This window comes from SAR86 cluster bacterium, assembly GCA_023703535.1.
GTDB lineage: Bacteria > Pseudomonadota > Gammaproteobacteria > Magnimaribacterales > TMED112 > TMED112.
Map to the genome: position 1 here is coordinate 452,276 of CP097967.1, position 19,535 is coordinate 471,810.

Annotated in this window: 15 protein-coding genes and 1 tRNA gene; 6 read left to right on the forward strand and 10 right to left on the reverse strand. The window is 33.6% G+C overall.

The window, feature by feature from the left end:
* Positions 1-3: 3 nt before the first annotated feature.
* Positions 4-1,290: an NAD(P)-binding domain-containing protein gene (locus M9B42_02455; protein ID URQ64706.1), complete on the reverse strand. Its 1,287-nt coding sequence runs from the start codon at positions 1,288-1,290 to the stop codon at positions 4-6.
* Positions 1,291-1,340: 50 nt separating this feature from the next.
* On the opposite strand from M9B42_02455, the gene M9B42_02460 reads away from it, so the two are divergent.
* Complete coding sequence (locus tag M9B42_02460; GenBank protein ID URQ64707.1) at positions 1,341-2,144, forward strand: DUF3445 domain-containing protein; 804 nt, start codon at positions 1,341-1,343, stop codon at positions 2,142-2,144.
* On the opposite strand, the gene M9B42_02465 is transcribed toward M9B42_02460, so the two are convergent.
* Positions 2,110-3,462, reverse strand: coding sequence for an amino acid carrier protein (locus M9B42_02465; GenBank protein URQ64708.1), 1,353 nt, complete (start codon positions 3,460-3,462; stop codon positions 2,110-2,112). The two genes, M9B42_02460 and M9B42_02465, sit on opposite strands and share 35 nt — an antisense overlap.
* 2 nt (positions 3,463-3,464) lie before the next feature.
* Positions 3,465-4,022, reverse strand: a complete 558-nt coding sequence (locus M9B42_02470; protein ID URQ64709.1) for a CIA30 family protein — start codon at positions 4,020-4,022, stop codon at positions 3,465-3,467.
* Between the two features lie 58 nt (positions 4,023-4,080).
* Between M9B42_02470 and M9B42_02475 the strand changes: the two genes are divergently transcribed.
* Genes M9B42_02475 through M9B42_02485 form a run of 3 tightly spaced genes read left to right on the forward strand, consistent with a single transcriptional unit; the run spans position 4,081 to position 9,848 of the window.
* Positions 4,081-6,075, forward strand: a complete 1,995-nt coding sequence (locus tag M9B42_02475; GenBank protein ID URQ64710.1) for a prolyl oligopeptidase family serine peptidase — start codon at positions 4,081-4,083, stop codon at positions 6,073-6,075.
* A gap of 6 nt (positions 6,076-6,081) precedes the next feature.
* Complete coding sequence (aceE, locus tag M9B42_02480; protein URQ64711.1) at positions 6,082-8,688, forward strand: pyruvate dehydrogenase (acetyl-transferring), homodimeric type; 2,607 nt, start codon at positions 6,082-6,084, stop codon at positions 8,686-8,688.
* Positions 8,676-9,848 (forward strand): 2-oxo acid dehydrogenase subunit E2, encoded by a 1,173-nt coding sequence (locus tag M9B42_02485; GenBank protein URQ64712.1) that lies wholly within the window; start codon positions 8,676-8,678, stop codon positions 9,846-9,848. Before aceE ends, M9B42_02485 begins: the two co-directional genes overlap by 13 nt.
* On the opposite strand, the gene M9B42_02490 is transcribed toward M9B42_02485, so the two are convergent.
* Genes M9B42_02490 through M9B42_02500 form a run of 3 tightly spaced genes read right to left on the reverse strand, consistent with a single transcriptional unit; the run spans position 9,849 to position 13,994 of the window.
* Complete coding sequence (locus M9B42_02490) at positions 9,849-10,400, reverse strand: thioredoxin family protein (protein ID URQ64713.1); 552 nt, start codon at positions 10,398-10,400, stop codon at positions 9,849-9,851.
* Positions 10,401-12,764 carry a phosphoenolpyruvate synthase gene (gene ppsA, locus M9B42_02495; GenBank protein ID URQ64714.1) on the reverse strand — a complete coding sequence of 788 codons (2,364 nt, stop codon included), beginning with the start codon at positions 12,762-12,764 and terminating at the stop codon, positions 10,401-10,403.
* Between the two features lie 18 nt (positions 12,765-12,782).
* A complete protein-coding gene (locus tag M9B42_02500) occupies positions 12,783-13,994 on the reverse strand; it encodes a beta-lactamase family protein (protein ID URQ64715.1) in 1,212 nt (403 codons plus the stop codon).
* Between the two features lie 87 nt (positions 13,995-14,081).
* On the opposite strand from M9B42_02500, the gene M9B42_02505 reads away from it, so the two are divergent.
* Positions 14,082-14,363: a hypothetical protein gene (locus M9B42_02505; GenBank protein URQ64716.1), complete on the forward strand. Its 282-nt coding sequence runs from the start codon at positions 14,082-14,084 to the stop codon at positions 14,361-14,363.
* Here M9B42_02505 and M9B42_02510 read toward each other — a convergent pair.
* Positions 14,358-14,744: a hypothetical protein gene (locus M9B42_02510; protein ID URQ64717.1), complete on the reverse strand. Its 387-nt coding sequence runs from the start codon at positions 14,742-14,744 to the stop codon at positions 14,358-14,360. The two genes, M9B42_02505 and M9B42_02510, sit on opposite strands and share 6 nt — an antisense overlap.
* Positions 14,745-14,757: 13 nt before the next feature.
* Positions 14,758-14,848 (reverse strand) — tRNA-Ser (locus M9B42_02515).
* Between the two features lie 57 nt (positions 14,849-14,905).
* Between M9B42_02515 and M9B42_02520 the strand changes: the two genes are divergently transcribed.
* Positions 14,906-15,907, forward strand: a complete 1,002-nt coding sequence (locus M9B42_02520) for an aldehyde reductase (protein ID URQ64718.1) — start codon at positions 14,906-14,908, stop codon at positions 15,905-15,907.
* Here M9B42_02520 and M9B42_02525 read toward each other — a convergent pair.
* Positions 15,904-16,677 carry an AMP nucleosidase gene (locus M9B42_02525; GenBank protein ID URQ64719.1) on the reverse strand — a complete coding sequence of 258 codons (774 nt, stop codon included), beginning with the start codon at positions 16,675-16,677 and terminating at the stop codon, positions 15,904-15,906. The two genes, M9B42_02520 and M9B42_02525, sit on opposite strands and share 4 nt — an antisense overlap.
* Positions 16,678-16,720: 43 nt before the next feature.
* On the reverse strand, positions 16,721-19,534 hold the full coding sequence (gene gcvP, locus M9B42_02530) for an aminomethyl-transferring glycine dehydrogenase (protein URQ64720.1): 2,814 nt from the start codon (positions 19,532-19,534) through the stop codon (positions 16,721-16,723).
* Position 19,535: the final 1 nt, after the last annotated feature.

Here is a 19,535-nt window from a genome sequence, read left to right on the forward strand (position 1 = left end):
TTTTTAAGTAGCCTTTGATAACTCTTTTTTCAATCTTCCTCTAAAAGAAAAATCATCGACAGTAATTGTATGTCTAGGCGATTGAATTTGTTCAACATCTGGTTCATTTATTTCTTTATCTATTAGTTTTTTAATTTCTCCATTAGGTGTCCATTTTCCTGCTAGATGTTTTGCAGCTAATTTTGATTGAAGTTCAGCACCAGGCCAAATACATCCTAATGGCTGAAAAAGCCCTATGAAGTATAAATTTTTAATATCTCCTGGGATCATTTTGTGAAGGAGTTTGACAGGGCCATTTTCAAAATTAATTAAGTCTTTTTTAAAAAATTTATGTTTTATTTTGAAGCCTGTACAAGCAATAATTACGTCATACTTATCATGAGTGCCATCTTTAAAATAAACAGTTTTTCCATCCATTTTTTCTATATCTGGTTTGGGGATCACCTTGCCATGCCGAACAGAATTATAAAGATCGGAGTTTACTGTGGGATGTGTTGCAAGGACATGATTTTCAACTTTAGGTAAACCAATATCCTCATTTTTACCCTGAAGCAACTCAAGCATAAATTTCATAAATGGCAATCTTACAAATTTAGGTAGAAGTCTGGAACGCAATGCAAAAATATCCGTAGTCAAACCAAACATAAATTTTGGAATTAAAAAGTATCCCCTCCTCCAGCTTATAGTTGTTTTTTTTGAAACTCTCGACGTTTCAACAGCAACGTCACAAGCAGAATTCCCACCGCCGATTACTAACACTCTTTTATCTTTAAAAGGTGCAGCCCTTTTATATTCGTGAGAGTGTAAAAAGTCGCCCGTGAATTTTCCTGGGTATTTTGGAAATCTTGGTTCATGATGATGACCATTACAAACAACAAGAGCGTCAAAAATAAGGCTTGTTTGTTTTTGAGTTTCTAAATCTTTGTAAGTAATTTCCCATTTATTATTTTTTAAATTCTCACAATTCATAACTTCAGTATTAAATTTAATTTTTTCATTTAATTTAAAATTTTTTGCGTAATTAGAAAAATACTGAAGTAATTCTTGATGAGAGGGATAATCTGAAGCAGTTTTAGGTAAAGGGAAATCTTCATAGAAGGATGTATATTTTGAACTTATTATGTGAGTTGTCTCAAAAACACTTGAATGACCGGAGGGATCATCAAACCGCCAATTACCACCTACACCTGAACATCGCTCAAAACCTGTTACATCGAAGCCTTGGTCTTTAAAATTTTTTAGGGCAGCTATTCCTGACGGACCAGCCCCTATAATTGCTACTTTTTTCATATTTTGTTTTGAATTATTTATGCTTAAATTTATATTATACAAATTAGTTTATGTCTCAAGTAATTGAAGCCAATTGCCCTATATTGTCCAACCCACCATGGAAAGGTGGCAAAGCAAAATATCGTCTTGGGCTTAAACCGATAAATTTAGATGAATGGTTTGATGCAAAAATAAGCTCTGAAGTATACAAACATAAAAAATCTTTAATTGATTTTAAATATGATGAAGTCATTGCTACCACAACTGATTCCAGTGAATCTCAAATTTATTTGAGTGAAAAAATAACTGGAAATAACGAAAATTATCCAGATCTGATAGCAAATATATCTCTTCGAGTACCAGATGATTTGTGCATTATTCAGTCAACTGGTAAACAAAAACTTTTAGCTGCATCAGTGTGTTCGCCTAGCTATTGGAATTTAAAGGAAAAGATAGGCAAATCCTTGAGAGAAGTTCATAAACCTGTAAAGTCGCTTAATGAAAAAATTGGCAATCCAATTGAGAAATTCATTGCGAATGCTCCAATTAATAAGCCTTTTAAGAGAGAAAATTGGTTTATTCATGGCGATAGCAATAGATACCACACAAAAGCCGAGGGAATCCCTAAAACACCTATTGAACATTGGGTAATAAGGTCTGAAAGAGAGACCTTATGCAGGTATCATGAAAAATATACTTTATTTGCGATAAATGTTCGATTTTCTAAATTTTTGAACCTACTTGACTACCCTGAAGCCGCTAATGAAATGTTACGTTCATTGAGCACTTTCGATGATGAAGAAATAAAATATTTTGGCGGCGAAAATAAAATTTCTAAAATTAAATCCTTTTTGCAGTCTCACTTAAGGAATTAAAATACTCTTTAGCAGAACTCATTACTTTTGGCGCTAACCATAGTGTTGAAACTAAAGTTGGAATTGCCATCATAGCGAAAGCACCATCAATGATATTTAAGGCGGTATCAAGTGATATAACCGCAAATATTACTATCATAAGAATAAAAATATAGGTATATATTTGGCTGCCTTTTTCACCAAATAGAAATTTTGCACATGATGAGCCGTAATATGAATAAGTAAAAATAGTACTTATTCCGAAACAAAGAACGCACAAAAATACAACAAATGAACCTACTGGACCTAAGATATTGTTAAAAGCCTCTGCTGTTAATGTAACACCTTGAGCATCAGAATTCTGCCATACACCTGAAATAAGGATGAGCACAGCAGTAGCTGTACACATTATCAAGGTATCAAATATTGGGCCAGTCATTGCTACAAGACCCTGTTTAACAGGATGCGATGCTTTTGCTGATCCATGCACTAATGACTCAGTACCAATACCAGCTTCATTAGAAAATGCTCCTCTTCTTACACCAACAATAATTACTCCCATGATGCTACCACTCGCTACTGCTGATCCGGTAAAGGCATCAGAAATTATTAAAGATAATGATGGTAAAAAGTCTTCAATATTTAAAGCTATACAAATTAACACTGCTCCAAAGTAAATACAGCCCATAAAAGGCACTAAATATGACGCTACATTTGCAATTCTTTTTAATCCTCCTACAACAACAATTGCAGTAATAATTGCTAGAAATATCCCCGCGATAAGTTCAAAATTTTCTACACCTGGGAAATAAAGATCTTTTGATATTTGAACAAGCTGATTACTCTGAAATCCTGGGAGACATCCAATTATTCCAAAAATAGCAAAGAAATATGCAAGAGGAAGCATATAGTTAGGCAAAGCATTTTTAATTACGTACATCGGTCCAGCATTTGTCGTTCCATCAGGATTAACATCTCGATACATAACTGATAACGTACAAGTAAAAAATTTAGTAGCTATACCTACAATAGCTGTAAGCCACATCCAAAATATAGCTCCAGGGCCACCAAGTTGAATAGCTACTGCAACTCCAGCAATATTCCCAAGTCCTATTGTTCCCGAGAGTGCAGCAGTTAAAGCTTTAAAATGGCTAACATCTCCAACATCACTCGCCTTTGAGTATTTTCCTGTTAGAAGTGCAAATGCATGTGGAAGATATCTAAAAGGCCGTAAACCTGAAAAAATTAAAAAGAAAATGCCTGAACCTACAAGAAATATCACCAACCATGGTCCCCAGGCCAATGTAGCAAATTGTTCAGCTAGGTAATCAAAGGACATTGTTATTCAGTTATTAGCTCAATATCCTTAAGAAATAAGTCAACTTTAAAATCTCGACCATATCCAGCAAAAGCAATCTCTCTGAAATTTTGCGGTTTAAATGATTTTAAAGAATATCCATATTTTTCGAAGTCATTGAATTCTATAAAGAACTCCTGCCACTCTTCATTGACCTTAAATTCTTTTCTGAAAAAAGACCATGGAGGCAATTTCATTCCACTTAAAGTGATATGAATTTCATAAGCTTCATTATTTCCTTTTGCCATAAACTTCAGTCCTTTAGCAGATTTTGAAAGTTCCTTTTGTGATTGGCATCCCATTCTTACAAAACCACCATTATTCTCAGTTGTTACTTCTCCAATTAAGTGGATGTATTCATCAGAAGATGGAGTTGAATTTTCTTCAAGAGTTGATTTTCCTCCCATTACATCATCTGTGTAAATTTTGAGAGTCGATTTACCTCCCATAACATTATCTGTATATAAATTACATTGAGCAGAATTTTCTTCGTCTGAATTAATAAACATTGATAATAAAAAGACTATATATATTTTTTTCATTGGTATAGTTTATTTTATTTGCAGACATAAAGGTTAAATAAAAATACAATATATTTCTATGAAAAATGTTCTTACTCTCTTAATTTTATTATCGTTCATTACAACAACTGCAGAAGTAAAAAACCAGTTTGCAACACTACCTGATATTTACTCCGTTAAAATTTCACCAGATGGAAAAAGTGTAGGCATATTAAGAAAAATTGATGGTGAGAGAATGCTCAGCATTCTAGATTTAGATACTAAAGAAGTAATTTATAACCATGAGTTTGTTAGAGGAGACCAAATCAATACCTTTTACTGGGCCAGCAAAGATCGGCTGGTTTTTGAGCTATTGAGATCAGGGAGAGATAGCACTAGGTATTTTGCTACAGGACAAGTTTATTCAACAAATATTGATGGCACTAAGCAAATAATGCTTGCTGGTTATAACGCAAAACGCGAAGCCATTAGAACTGGACAAGGAAGTGCAAAAAGACCTGCCCAAGTGGCAAATATGATGCCCGATGATAAAGAGCACATAATTGTTCAGTTTTATGACAGCTCTGAGTTTTTTGAGCTTTGGAAAATGAATATATATAACGGCAGAATGTCAAAAATAACAACTGCACCTGTAAAACAAGCAGATTTTACCTTCAACAGTCAAGGTGATGTAACGGGTGCACTGGGTGTAAATTTACAATTCGAAGTTGTCTATTATATCTATAAAGAAAATTTACCTGTTGAGTATGATCCGCTTGATTGCAGAGAGGCAAATGATGACGAGACTTGTGTAAAAGTAAGAACTGGGAGACCAAAAGTATCAGATTGGCAATTTCTAACTAAAGTTGATCCTTTTAAACAAATACAGCCAATTTCATCATTTGGAAGAAAAATATATATGCTAGGTTATGGTGAAGGTAATAAATCAGACAGGAGAGGACTTTACACTTACGACATAATTACAAAAAAATACAATGAAATTTTTACTCACCCAAGAGTAGATATAGAAGTTGGAGCGATAGCTGTAGATGATGCAAACAAAGTTATTGGAGTAAGAACCGATGATGCATATCCATCATTTGTTGTTCTCAAAAGCGTAAAAAGTGATTATAAAGATGCACTAATTGAAATTCAAAAAGCTTATCCTTATGAAAGTTTTAGTGTGACCTCATCGTCATCCGATAATAAGAGATTAATTGTCTATATGTCTTCAGATATAAATCCTGGAACATTTTTTCTTTATGATAGGGATAAAAGTGAATTTACTCCATTAGCTCGTCAGTGGTCTAAAGTAAATTATCAAGACCTTAACCAAATGATTGCTTATGATTTTAATAATCGAGATGGAGTTCCAATTCAGGCTTTTTTTACTCAAGCAAAAAATAAATCTAACAAAAAAACAATTATTTACCCTCATGGAGGGCCTTGGGCAAGGGATTATTGGGGCTATGATCCAACAGTACAGTTTTTAGCAGAAAATGATTTTAACGTTATTCAGATGAATATCAGAGGCTCAACAGGTTATGGATATAAATTTGTATCTGAGGTTTTTGGAAACTTTGAAGAGGTATTAGAGGATATTTATGATGGAATAGAATTCTTTCATTCAGAGGGTTTAATAGATAAGGAAAATTTATGTATATATGGAGGCAGTTATGGAGGCTATGCTGCTACAATGGCTCCTATAAATCGCCCTGATTTATTCAAATGTGCAGCAAGTGATGCTGGTCTATATGACATAGAGGCCCAATATATACGAGGAGATATTCGAAGATCTAGAGGAGGAAAAGTATTTTTAGATAGAGCCTTTAAAGGAGATAAAAATGAAATTGATGCATCCCAATCACCAATTAATAGGGTCTCAGAAATGAAGGTGCCCTTCTTTCTTTTACATGGCAAGCAAGACATAAGAACACCCTTCAAAGATGCCGAGCTATTCATGGAAGAGATGGATAGAAATAATATTTCATATGAAAAGATGGTCATCACAAAAGAAGAGCATGGTTTTTCCAATGAAGAAAATAGAGAAGCATCTATGGAAAGACTGCTGAAATTTTTCAATAAATATCTTTAGAGGTAAATGAATAATCCTGAGTTCAATACAGAATTAAAAGAATGGATAGAAGCCCTTGAAAATACAATTCTTTCTGATGGGAAAGAATATTCAAAAGAACTTCTAAAAGCCCTTTTTACAGAAGCATCCCTCAAAGGAATTGTTCTTGATGAGCTCAATGATCCATCTTTTAAAAATACTGTTCAAAGCGATGAGGAGTTACCTTATCCGGGAAACTGGGATTTTGAAGAAAAAATTAGACATTTCATTCGATGGAACAGTCTCTTAATGGTACTTAAAGCTAACAAAGATGATGATTTAGGAGGTCATATATCTACCTACTCCTCAGCTGCAACACTTTATGAAGTTGGCTTTAATCACTTTTTTCGAGGATCAGATAAAAAGCTAGGCGATCTTATATATTTTCAAGGCCATAGTTCTCCAGGAATCTATGCTAGGTCTTTTTTAGAGGGAAGACTTAGAAAGGGTCAAATAGAAAATTTTAGAAAAGAAATTAAGGGAATGGGTCTTTCTTCCTATCCTCATCCTTGGCTAATGCCAGATTATTGGCAATTTCCAACTGTTTCTATGGGGCTTGGACCTATCTTTGGTATCTATCAAGCACATATCATGAGATATCTTGAAAAGAGAGGACTCATTGAAGAAATTGAAGATAGAAAAGTTTGGGTTTATTGCGGAGATGGAGAAATGGATGAACCCGAATCAATGGGGGCTATTAGCCTAGCTGGAAGAGAAAATCTTAACAATTTAGTTTTTGTAATTAATTGCAATTTGCAAAGATTAGACGGCCCTGTAAGAGGAAATTCAAAAATTGTTACTGAGCTAGCAAAACAGTTTAAAGGCGCTGGATGGAATGTAGTAAATTTGATTTGGGGAAGGCATTGGGATGATCTAATTAACAATGATCAAAACGGTTTGTTACAAAAAATTATGGATGAGACTGTTGATGGGGAATATCAGAATTTTAAAGCTAAAGGTGGTAAATATACCAGAGAAAATTTTTTCGGGAAAAATCCTGAAGTTCTGAAAATGATTGAAAAATTCTCTGATGATGAAGTTGAGAATTTAAATCGTGGAGGACATGATCCAATTAAGGTTTATAACGCTTATAGACTCGCATATGAAAATAAAACTAAACCGACTGTTATTTTGGCATTTACTATTAAAGGTTATGGAATTGGGTCAAGGCAGGCGGACAACACAACTCATCAAGTTAAGAAATTAACAAAAGAAAATTTAGAAAACTTTATTGATAAATTTAATCTCCCCGTCAAAAAAAATAACTTAGAGAATCCTGATTTTTTAGACCTTTCGAAGCATAAAGAATTAAATAATTACTTACACGAAAGAAGAAAAGCATTAGGTGGATTTATTCCGCAAAGAAAAGTTTCAAAGGAAAAATTGAAAGCTAATAAAGATACATTCGTCTCCTTTGATGATGCTGTAGAGAGGGAGCAATCAACAACAATGATTTTTGTGAGATTACTAACAAAGCTACTTAGAGATAAGTCTATAGGTGAAAGAGTTGTACCTATAGTGCCAGATGAAGCACGTACTTTTGGAATGGATGCCCTTTTTAGACAATTTGGTATTTATTCTTCAGAGGGACAGAAATATGAACCCGAAGATGCAGATAAAGTAATGTTTTATCGAGAGAGCGAATCAGGAATTATGCTTGAGGAGGGAATAAACGAAGCAGGTGCATTTTCTGCATGGTTGGCATTAGCAACTTCTTATTCAAATAACCAACTTCCAATGATTCCTTTTTATATTTTTTATTCAATGTTTGGATTTCAAAGAATACATGATTTGGCTTGGGCAGCAGGTGACTCAAGAGCTAAGGGATTTCTTTTAGGAGCAACATCTGGGAGAACAACTCTAAATGGCGAGGGACTTCAGCATCAAGATGGCCATAGCCACATCTTAGCCTCAACAATACCAAATTGTAGATCTTATGATCCCTGCTTTTCATATGAGGTTTCAAGTATTATTGATGAGGGAATAGATGATATGTATGTAAAAGGCAATGACCGTTTTTATTATCTAACCTTAATGAATGAAAATTATTCACACCCAAAAAGACCAAAAAGTGCAACAACTGAAAATATTATTAAAGGGGCTTATAAGTATCTCGAAAATAAAGATCCATCCCTCAGAATTTTGGCATCTGGAGTTACATTGAACTTTGCTATAGATGCAGAAAAAGAACTCAAAAAATTAGGCATTTCTACAGAAATATGGTCAATAACAAGTTTTAATGAATTGTATAAAGATGGAATTGAAGTTGAAAGATTAAATAGGTACGAAAATAAAAAAAGTGTCTCACATGTAGAGTCATGCTTTTCAGAATGTTTGCCAACAGTAGCTGTATCAGAATACGTGAGAGCATATACAAATCAAATTCGACAATGGGTAAATGGTGACTATGTTACTTTAGGGACTGATGGTTTTGGAAGAAGTGACACAAGAGAAGAGCTAAGAAATTATTTTGAGATTAGCAAAGACCACATAGTTATTAATGCTTTAATTGTCTCTGGCAATAAGGATAAAGCTGAAAAATATATTAAAGAAAAAAAAATAGACTTAAACACAAAGGCGCCATGGCTAAGATAAATACAATTGCATTAAAAATTCCAAATTTAGGTGAAGCAGAATCAACAGAAATAATAGAGGTAAATATTAAAGTTGGTGACAAAGTAAACGTGAATGACCCCTTAATTGTACTTGAGTCAGAGAAGGCAGCTATGGAAGTCCCATCAGACTTTCAAGGAGAAATTAGCGAAATACTTATTAAAGAGGGCGATAGTGTTCACGAGGGGATGGAATTTGCAAAGATTAAAGCAGAAACGGAAGTAAAAGAAACTAAAGTTAAAGAGGAAAAAGAAAAAGAGATAGTTAAAGAAGAAAAGATCATTAATAGACCTGCAATAGATTTTACAGGCATTAATGCAGGCCCAGCTGTAAGAAAATATGCACGTGAATTAGAAATAGATCTCAGCATTATCGAGGGTACAGGCAAAAACAAAAGAATTACAAAAGAAGACCTTAAAACTCATATTCACTCGAATAAATCTGGTTTAAGTTTTAAAACCTATAAAGAAAATGATTTTGTTAATGAAGGTTCCTTTAAAATTCAAAAACTTTCTAAAATTCAATCTCTAGGAGCAAAAAATTTACATGAATCATGGGTAACAATCCCACATGTAACACACTTTGAAGAAGCAGATCTAGCTGCAATAAATAAATTGAGAGAGAATAAGAAGTCGTCAGTTTTAGCATATTTTGTTCATGCTTTATGCCAAATTTTAAAAGAGTTTCCTTCATTCAACTCTTCTTTAATCGATGGAGACAACCTTTTATTGAAAGAATATATAAATATTGGCATCGCGGTGGATACTGAAATGGGTTTAGTAGTTCCTGTTATAAAAGATGCTGATAAATTATCTGTAGAGAATATTTCAAAAAAAATTGAAGAGCTGGCAGGAAAAGCTCGTGACAGGAAGTTATTTGAAAAAGATTTAACTGGTGCTACATTTACCGTTTCCAGTCTTGGAAAAATTGGAGGCATAGGATTTACACCAATAATAAACCCTCCTGAGGTTGGAATTATCTCAATTTCTAGATCGCGAAATGATGTTGAATTACAAAATGGAGAGATAAAGGAAAAAGTTATTCTTCCTTTTGGATTATCTTATGACCATAGGGTTATAAATGGTGCTGATGCAGGTAGATTTTCTTTGGCACTTAAGGAAAAGTTAGAATCATTATCTTAATTATTTCCACTTAATATTACATCCCATTGAGGGATGTTGAGCTTGATTTACCTCTTCGCCATTAAGTAAATTTTCTATGGCTTCTCTAACATCAATACCAGAGGGTTCAATGCCATTTCCTGGACTAGAATCATCTAATCTACCTCTATATTCAAGCGTTTTTTCATTATTGAACAAATAAAACTCAGGCGTACATGCTGCTTTAAAACTTTTTGCAACTTCTTGAGTCTCATCGTAAAGGTAAGGAAAGAAGAAACCTAATTCTATGGCTAATTCTTTCATTTTCTCAGGCGAGTCCTCTGGATAGTTCACTATGTCGTTTGAGCTAATTGCAACAAAATCAAGATGATCTTTGTAATCATGTGATAGCTTAACTAATTCTTTGTGATAATGAATTACGTAAGGACAATGATTGCATATAAACATTACCAACTTCGGACAAGCACTATTGAAATATAAGGAAGAAAAAATTTCATTATTAACTGTATTTTCAAGTTCAAAATTAGGCATTTGTGTCCCTAACTCCAACATGGAAGAATAAGTAAGTGCCATTTAGATTTTTTTTCCTGCAAGCTTAAACCAAGTATCAATTACTGTATCAGGGTTTAAAGACATCGATTCAATATTTTTCTTAAGTAGCCAGTCTGCTAAATCTGAATGATCTGAAGGACCTTGTCCACAAATTCCAATATATTTTCCTTTCTTTAAACACGCATCAATTGAAAGTGAAAGCATCATTTTTACAGCATCATCTCTTTCATCAAAAACATCTGCAACTAGAGACGAATCTCTATCTAAGCCTAATGTAAGTTGTGTCATATCGTTTGAACCTATAGACATTCCATCAAAATATTTTAAAAATGAATCCGCTAAAAGGGCATTTGATGGAAGTTCAGACATCATAATTATTTTTAATCCGTCTTTGCCTCTTTTTAAACCATTTACCTCAAGCAAATTAATAACATCTTTAGCCTCTTTTAAAGTTCTTATAAATGGAATCATAAGCTGAATATTTTTTAAACCCATCTCATTTCTGACTTTTTTAAATGCCTCACATTCCAACTGAAAACAGTCTTTAAAGGCTTCAGATACATATCTGCCTGCACCACGAAATCCAAGCATTGGATTTTCTTCTTTAGGTTCAAACTGTTTCCCCCCTATTAAATTTGCATATTCATTAGATTTAAAATCAGACATTCTCACAATAACAGGTTTGTTATTAAAGGCTGCTCCAATTGTGGCAATCCCCTCAGATAGTTTTGATATAAAAAAATTTATAGGATCTTTATATCCATACATTTTTTTATCAATCAATCTTTTTGTTGACTTATCAATCTTAGAGTATTGAATTAATGCTTTAGGATGGATACCAATCATTTTATTAATGATAAATTCAAGCCTAGCCAATCCTACTCCTTCATTTGGAATTCTTGAGAAACTAAAAGCTTTATCAGGATTTCCAACATTCATCATAATTTTGACGGGAATTTTTGGAAGCTTAGATATTTCATACTCTTCTGTTTCATAATTTAATTTTCCTTTATAAACCTTTCCCACCTCTCCTTCAGCACAAGAAACAGTAACAGGGACTCCTGAATTTATTGTATTTGTAGCAGTATTCGTACCAACTATCGCCGGAATGCCAAGCTCACGAGCAATTATGGCCGCATGACAGGTTCTCCCTCCTCTATTGGTTATAATGCCTGATGCTCTTTTCATAACGGGCTCCCAATCTGGATCGGTCATATCTGCTACTAAAACATCGCCCTCCTTTACTTTATCCATATTCTTCGGACTATCGATTATTCTTGCGATACCTACTCCAATTTTTTGTCCTATGCTTCTTCCTGTAATTAATATTTCAGAATTTTCTTTTAACGAAAATTTTGTGATTTTATTTCCAGAATTACTGTGAACTGTTTCTGGTCGTGCTTGAAGGATATATATTTTATTATCATCTCCATCTTTCCCCCATTCTATGTCCATGCACTTACCGTAGTGCTTTTCAATAATGGATCCATATTTTGCAAGTTGAATAACATCTTTATCTGAAATACAAAACTGATTTGAAAGATGTTTTGCTACTTTTACAGTTTTTACAGATTTTCCAGCTTCGCTTTTATTTGTAAAAAGCATTTTTTCAGATTTCTCACCTAGATTTTTTCTAATTATTGGAAAATGATTGTTTTTAAGACCATCTTTAAATACATAAAATTCATCAGGATTTACTGAACCCTGTACAATGGTTTCACCTAAACCATAGGAAGCATTTATAAAAATAATATCCTCGCTTCCAGATTCAGTATCCAAAGTAAACATCACACCAGATGTTGATTTATCACTTCTGACCATTCGCTGAAATCCTACTGAGATAGACACATCAGAATGATCAAATTTTTGATGTACTCTATAAGCAATTGCTCTATCCGTATAAAGAGATGCGTATACCTTTTGCATTGCATCAACTAGAGCTTTGAGGCCGACAATATTTAAATAGGTTTCTTGTTGACCAGCGAAAGAGGCATTAGGTAGATCTTCAGCAGTTGCGGACGATCGAACTGCAAATGAGTAATTTTTATTTTTACAAATATTAGTCCATGCTTCTTCAATACTTTTAAGCAGTTCAGAAGGAATTTTTGCTTTTAAAATTAAGTTCCTAATTTTAGAACCAGTTTTCTTCAGTTCTTTAATGGAATTCACATCCAATTTTTTGAGTAATTCAGGAATTTTTTTATCAAGTCTGTTTGCTTTAAGAAATTCTTGAAATGCATATGAAGTTGTTGCAAAGCCATCTGGAACATTAACCCCCAGAGATGAAAGGTTATTTATCATCTCACCTAGAGAAGCATTTTTTCCACCAACACATTCAATATCATTAATGGATATATCGGAAAACTTTTTAATGAACTTATTCATTTATAAATGTAAGTATTTCTATTTCAAAATTGAATATATCTCTTCAATAAGTTTATTTGCTGTTCTGTAGAGCATTGAATAATCTTGCTGTCTATTTCCAACAAATGCAAATCCAATTTTTTTCTCTTTATCTCCAAAAGCTACAGCTCCACCTGCACCTGCATGCCCAAACGCTGTCTTTTTAAAAGTTGGAACAAAATCACCTAAAAAATTGCTTTTTTGTTCCAACATAAAACAATATCCGAATTTTAAATTGCTTCCGAAAAGTACTGTATCAGGACCTCTGGAATGGACTTCAATAGCTTTATTTAGAATGCTCTCATCAAAAAGACGCACACCATCCCTTTCACAACCTGTACTCATAATTCCAAATAATTTTGCTAAACTTGCTGCTGTTCCGTGACCATTTGCAGATGGCACTTCTCCTTTACGCCAATCATCTTTGTTAGGATAATTATCATCATCACTTCGTCCTGTATCGAAAGCGATAGCATAATCTCTGCTTTTTATAGCATCTTTAAAATTTTTCATATTTTGATTCAGAATTGCATCTGGTACATTTGCTAGTGAGTTAATAAATGGGTTCTCTTCTGTCCAATTTTTAAAAGTGATTTCTGCACATCTAGCAATATCTTGATCCTTAACTCCAATGTGAAAGTCAAGCTTTAGAGGTTCTGCAAATTCCTCTCTAAAATAGTTTCCAACCGTTCTTCCATCTACTCTTCTAAAGAGTTCGCCAATTAACCACCCAAAGGTTAAGGCATGATAGCTTTGAGAGCTACCAGGCTTCCTAAATGGACTTTGTGCCTCTAGTTCCTTGGTATACGCTGACCAATTAGTCCAAGGTTCTTTTGGATAACCATTTTGAAAACCATACATACCAGCTCTGTGGCATAAGAAATCTAAAACTGTTGTCTCTTGTTTTCCATTGCACCCATACTCAGGCCAATATGTTTGTACTTTTTCATTTACATCTAATTTTCCTTCGTCTATTAATTTTATGACACAAGCTCCAACAACACCTTTTGTCACTGACCATACATTAGTAATGGTATCTTGTTCCCAACTGCTAGATTTGTCAGGTTTCGAGTAACCTCCATAAAGATTTACAACCTCTTTTCCCTCAAGCTCTAAAGCAACTGATGCTCCAATTTCAAAGCCATTTTCTATTTGTTTCTCAAGGATTTGATGAATTTTTTGGAATCTTTCGTCACAATGACCTTCAATCATTTATTAAGTACCCCGTTATGATAAATATATTTTCTGTTCCTATTTTATGGTATTTTTAAATTACAAACTAATGGAGAAATTGGTTTAATGAAATTAATCAAATTGCTTTTTATTTTTCTACCTACCTACGCTTTTGCTGATATGGATAAGGTTTGTACTATTGATATACAACAAACTGCTGCTACAAAAAAAGACTGGCAGGAAGTCTATAAGAATGACTGCTTCAGAAATAATATCTTATTGATAAAAGGAGTTCCTCATGATGAGCAAAGTCTATTTATTGCAAGGTTATGTAGATTTGATAGAAATGTAGAAAGGAGCAAGAATTCATTTACTTGCGTAGTTTACGGAAAAATAAGAGATCTATAATCTTTTTTGTAAGTATTGCTTACTAATTTTACATTTACCAAAAGTAGCTTTCCTTGGCCCTAATTCACGTTTGAAAGCATTCTCTTCTTTGTTGTGAATTATTTGTTGCTTTCTTTGTTTTAAAGAATTTTCATCTCGAAAAGAGATTTCATACACATCTTCATTGGCTGATGTATTGAGCATTCTAAATTTTTTATTTTTATCATTTGTTATATGTATTAGATACTGCTCTTTGGTATTTATATAAAAAAAATTTTTTTCAGAAATTCTCTCGCATTCGTAGTAATGATGACTTCTAAAATATCCCATTGCCTCGCCATAAATATAAGTAGCAATAGCAATAATAATTAAAAATATATAAAAGACTCTTAGTGGATCCATTATTTTTTAAAATTGGCGGAGAGACAGGGATTCGAACCCTGGAGACGCTATTAACGTCTGCTGGTTTTCAAGACCAGTGCATTCAACCGCTCTGCCATCTCTCCTGAATTTTGTAATTGTATATCATTTACACTTATTTTATAGAATGTAAAATTCACTATATGAAAAAAGTATTTATTTCAGGAATATCTGGCTATATTGCAATGCATTGTGCTCAACAGCTGCTTGAAAAAGGATATTCAATAAATGCTACTGTTAGAGATACAAAAAAAATAGATCCCATTAAAAAAGCACTTAAAGATCTTTCTTTAGATGTTAGTAAAATAGATTTTTTTGAAGCTGATTTACTTTCAGATAAGAACTGGGAAGATGCAATGACTGGGTGTGAGGATGTATTGCACGTTGCATCACCCTATCCATTAGCTCAACCAAAAGATGAAAATGATTTAATCAAGCCTGCAGTTGAAGGTACTGAAAGGGTTGTTTCGTTAGCTCTTAAACAAAACGTAAGAAAAATAGTGCTGACATCGTCAGTTGCAGCAATATCATCAGGACACACAAAAAAACAATTTAGCGAAGAAGATTGGAGTAAAGTTGATGAGCCTATTCCTGCTTATCCAAAAAGTAAGGCTCTTGCAGAAAAAAAGGCTTGGGACCTAATTAATAAATCGAATAAAAAAACAAAACTTACTGTCATTAATCCTGCGGGAGTAATTGGCCCTTCTCTTACTTCTGAGGTAAGTTCTACTCAATTAATCATTTCAGGTTTAGTGAATGGAAAAATTCCAATAAACCTCCCCATTCACATAGGATACGTCGATGTTAGGGATGTTGCTCTAGCACATGTTAAAGCACTTGAAAGCACTAAGTCTGATGGAGAGAGGATTATTCTTTCAAACACTGAATTATGGACAAAAGACGTATCCAAGATACTTCGAGAGAATGGTTACAATGCTCCAAGATTTTCAGCTTCTGTTGCAGTGGCAAAATTTTTATCAAACTTTATCCCAATATTGAAACCGTCTAGGAGATTTTTTGGTAAAGCAATGACAAAGAACAGCACTAAGGCTGAAGATATTCTTGGCATTAAATACATAGATATTTCAAAGTCTATTATTGATGAAGTAGAGAGTTTAAAGAGATTTGGTAAGTTTTCAGGTTAGTATCTAAAGTGCTTTATTTTTTCGCCGCTCTTCTCAATTTCAGTCATAGATTTTATTCCAATTTCTAAATGTTTTTTTGACCAATCGGAGGTTACCTTTTTATCTGACTCCTCAGTTTTTACTCCTTCAGGGGTAGTAGGAACGTCTGATACAAGCAATAATGCACCTCTAGCAATTTCATTGTAATGTCCTGTAACAAATATAGTTGCCACTTCCATATCTATACCTATAGCAGTACTTTTCTTTAGCTTTTTAAGAAATACTTTGTCATGTTCCCAAAGCCTTCTATTTGTTGTGTAAATTACTCCTGTTCGATAATCGCAATTTGCTTCAACAATTTTTTCAGAGACAAATTTATGTAATTTAAAAGAAGGCAGAGCAGGCACATCTGGAGGAAAGTAATCATTACTTGTGCCCTCACCTCTTATAGCTGCAATTGGAAGAATAAAGTTACCAATTTCAGATGTGTCTTTTAATCCCCCACATTTCCCCAGAAATAATACTCCTTTAGGATTCCTTGCAGTTAATAAATCCATAATAAGCGCTGCATTGGGTGAACCTATGCCAAAATTTATTATGCTAAGCCCATCTTTATTTGTAGCACTTTGCATTGGTTTATCTTGACCCTTGATTTCAACATCAAATGTTTCTGAGAAAGAATCAATATAATTTGTGAAATTTGTTAATAGAATGTAATCACCAAAATCATCTGGCTGCATTCCTGTATATCTTGGAAGCCAATTTTTTGCTATTTCGTACTTATGAACCATAAATTGGGATGGAATAATATCAGAATTTTAGAGAAAGTAAAATTTACTTAAAATCTTTTATGCTTGGGCAAGAACAAACTAAATTTCTATCCCCATAGACATTATCAACCCTTCCTACCGGTGGCCAGTATTTTTGGAGTTTAGTTTGATTATTTGGATAATAAGCTTCTTTTTTAGTGTAAGAATAATTCCAATCTTCTATTGCGTCATCTATACAGTGAGGAGCATTCTTTAATAGATTGTCTTCTTTATCTGAAATTCCATCTTCAATAGCTTTAATTTCGTTTCTTATTCCGATCATTGCATCACAAAATCTATTTAATTCATCGAGAGATTCACTTTCTGTAGGCTCAATCATTAAAGTTCCTGCTACAGGCCATGACATAGTAGGAGCATGAAATCCATAATCAATTAATCTTTTTGCAATATCTTCAGCTTCAATGCCACATGATTCTTTAAATGGCCTTACATCTAAAATACATTCATGGGCTACTAAACCCTCATTACCTGTGTATAAGATCTTATAATGATCTTTAAGTCTTTTAGCTAAATAATTGGTATTTAATATCGCAACTTGTGTTGCCTTTCTAAGATGATCTTCACCCATCATAGCAATGTACATCCAGCTAATGGGTAAAATGCTTGCGCTGCCATAATGTGTTCCAGAAATTGAGTATTCGGAGTCAACAAAATTTAGTGGATCTTTCGGTAAATATGGCTTTAGTTTTTCAACAACTCCAATCGGACCAACACCAGGGCCACCTCCCCCATGAGGGATACAGAATGTTTTATGGAGGTTTAAATGCGATACATCTCCACCAAACTCACCTGGATAACATGTTCCTACCATGGCATTAAAATTTGCTCCATCTATGTAAATAAAACCACCAAAATTATGAATTAAATCACAAACATCTTTTACTCTCTCCTCAAAAACACCATGAGTTGATGGGTACGTAATCATCATTGCTGCTATTTTATTTTTGTGTGTATTAACCTTATTTTTAAGATCATTGAAATCAATATCTCCATTCTCGTCACAATCAATTACCACAACCTCATATCCCACCATTTGAGCTGAAGCTGGATTGGTGCCATGTGCTGATTCTGGAATTAAACATATATTTCTATCATGGTCGTTATTAGCCTTATGAAAGCTGTCTATAGCAAGCAGTCCAGCATATTCACCTTGAGATCCTGCATTAGGTTGTAAAGAGATTGCTTTATAACCTGTAATTTGGGATAGCCAATCCTCTAAATCGCAAATTATTTTTTGATAACCCTCAGTTTGATCAGTTGGCGCATGTGGATGAACATTTGCAAATCCATTCCAGCCAACTGGAATCATTTCAGAAGTAGCGTTTAATTTCATCGTACAAGAGCCTAATGGAATCATACATCTATCCAGCGCTATGTCTTTGTCAGATAGACTTCTGATATACCTGAGGATCTGTGTTTCTGAGTGATGGCTGTTAAATACTTCATGATTTAAATATTCTGTTTTTCTATCGAAAGATTTATCCCAATTTATTTCATATTTTTTCAATGGCTTTTTTAGATCCTCAAAAAGTTCAGATATGTTATTAATATCCTGATCTGTTGTCATTTCATCAAAACTCAGGCCTAATTCTTTTTCAGAGATAACTCTTAGATTAATTTTTTTATCCTTTGCCCTTAGATGAACTTGTTCTGGATTTTCAAGTTCCACAACTAGTGTGTCGAAAAAATTGTTATTTTTAATAACATATCCTTTTCTTGATAACTCATTAGCAATTTTTAGTGTTTTTTCTTTAACATCGCTCGCAATAGATTTTAGACCATTTGGACCGTGGTAAATTGCATAAAAGCTGGACATTATTGCTAATAATGCTTGAGCTGTACATATATTACTTGTCGCCTTCTCCCTTCTAATATGTTGTTCTCTAGTTTGTAGTGCAAGTCTGTAGCAAGCACGTCCTTTACTATCTTGAGTTAATCCGATTAATCTGCCAGGTAGAGATCTTTTATAGACATCTTTTACTGCCATAAAACCTGCATGTGGACCCCCAAATCCCATTGGCACACCAAATCTTTGTGCTGAGCCCACCGCTATGTCTGCACCAAAATCCCCTGGAGTTTTTAAAAGTGTTAAAGCAAGTAAATCAGTTCCAATAATCATGAGACCACCTTTTGCTTGAATATCTTTAGTAACACTTTCTAAATCTTCAATTGAGCCCTCTGCATTTGGATATTGAAAATACGCAGCAAAATATTCCTTCCCCTTATCAGGACGATCACCAATTTCAATTTCAACACCAAGTGGTTTTGCTCTAGATTTAATAATTGCGATTGTTTGTTTAAATGTTTTGCTGTTTACAAAAAAAGTATTGGATTTACTCTTAGCTACTCTTTTGGCTAACATCATCGCCTCAGCAGCTGAAGTTGGCTCATCAAGCAATGATGCATTAGAAATATCCATTCCAGTTAAATCAGAAACCATAGTTTGATAATTCATCAATGCTTCTAGCCTTCCTTGAGCTATCTCTGGTTGATATGGTGTGTAAGATGTGTACCAACCAGGATTTTCAAAAACATTTCTTTTAATCACTGCTGGAACGTTGCAATTATAGAAACCCTGACCAATGAAAGTTTTAAAAACCTTATTTTTTTTCGATATTTCTTTTAATGCTCTTAAAGCGCTTGGTTCATCTAGTGGTTCTGGCAGATTTAACTTTTTCTTACTATAAATTGAATTTGGAATAAGTTTTTCTAAAAAATCTTCCATATTTTCATAACCAAGATCATGAAGAATATGATTGATTTCACTATCTTTAAGACCAATATGTCTCTGAGAAAATTCTTTAGAGTTTTGACTCATT

Coding starts and splice junctions, on each gene's coding strand:
- M9B42_02525 (URQ64719.1), bottom strand. CDS start 16,677: ATGGTTCATAAGTACGAAATAGCAAAAAATTGGCTTCCAAGATATACA.
- M9B42_02485 (URQ64712.1), top strand. CDS start 8,676: ATGGCTAAGATAAATACAATTGCATTAAAAATTCCAAATTTAGGTGAA.
- M9B42_02500 (URQ64715.1), bottom strand. CDS start 13,994: ATGATTGAAGGTCATTGTGACGAAAGATTCCAAAAAATTCATCAAATC.
- M9B42_02490 (URQ64713.1), bottom strand. CDS start 10,400: ATGGCACTTACTTATTCTTCCATGTTGGAGTTAGGGACACAAATGCCT.
- M9B42_02520 (URQ64718.1), top strand. CDS start 14,906: ATGAAAAAAGTATTTATTTCAGGAATATCTGGCTATATTGCAATGCAT.
- M9B42_02470 (URQ64709.1), bottom strand. CDS start 4,022: ATGAAAAAAATATATATAGTCTTTTTATTATCAATGTTTATTAATTCA.
- ppsA (URQ64714.1), bottom strand. CDS start 12,764: ATGAATAAGTTCATTAAAAAGTTTTCCGATATATCCATTAATGATATT.
- gcvP (URQ64720.1), bottom strand. CDS start 19,534: ATGAGTCAAAACTCTAAAGAATTTTCTCAGAGACATATTGGTCTTAAA.
- M9B42_02510 (URQ64717.1), bottom strand. CDS start 14,744: ATGGATCCACTAAGAGTCTTTTATATATTTTTAATTATTATTGCTATT.
- M9B42_02475 (URQ64710.1), top strand. CDS start 4,081: ATGAAAAATGTTCTTACTCTCTTAATTTTATTATCGTTCATTACAACA.
- M9B42_02455 (URQ64706.1), bottom strand. CDS start 1,290: ATGAAAAAAGTAGCAATTATAGGGGCTGGTCCGTCAGGAATAGCTGCC.
- M9B42_02465 (URQ64708.1), bottom strand. CDS start 3,462: ATGTCCTTTGATTACCTAGCTGAACAATTTGCTACATTGGCCTGGGGA.
- M9B42_02505 (URQ64716.1), top strand. CDS start 14,082: ATGAAATTAATCAAATTGCTTTTTATTTTTCTACCTACCTACGCTTTT.
- M9B42_02460 (URQ64707.1), top strand. CDS start 1,341: ATGTCTCAAGTAATTGAAGCCAATTGCCCTATATTGTCCAACCCACCA.
- aceE (URQ64711.1), top strand. CDS start 6,082: ATGAATAATCCTGAGTTCAATACAGAATTAAAAGAATGGATAGAAGCC.